General features: G+C 51.6%; 1 tRNA gene. It reads right to left on the bottom strand.

Annotated elements, in window-relative coordinates:
* Nucleotides 1–2: 2 nt before the first annotated feature.
* Nucleotides 3–78: transfer RNA gene (locus OGY13_RS00090), tRNA-Gly, on the bottom strand.
* Nucleotides 79–304 lie beyond the last annotated feature (226 nt).

The following is a 304-nucleotide window of genomic DNA, read 5'->3' as shown; positions in this document are numbered from 1 at the left end:
TTTGGAGCGGGAAACGAGACTCGAACTCGCGACCCCGACCTTGGCAAGGTCGTGCTCTACCAACTGAGCTATTCCCGCATAATCTTCGTCTTTCGAACCGCTACTGCGTTGGCTGCCTTCATTCGCCTGAGTCACTTACTTTAGTAAGCTCCTAAGGACTCATTCAGTTGCCGCCTTGTCGCAATTCGAAATCCTGCGATTGGTGGTCTGTGCTTTACAAGCATTTTCAAATTTTGGAGCGGGAAACGAGACTCGAACTCGCGACCCCGACCTTGGCAAGGTCGTGCTCTACCAACTGAGCTAT

This window comes from Citrobacter sp. Cpo045 (assembly GCF_030332875.1).
Classification (GTDB): Bacteria; Pseudomonadota; Gammaproteobacteria; order Enterobacterales; family Enterobacteriaceae; genus Citrobacter; species Citrobacter portucalensis.
Note: the sequence above shows the minus strand (reverse complement) of the source record. Positions and strands in the feature narration are given on the sequence as shown.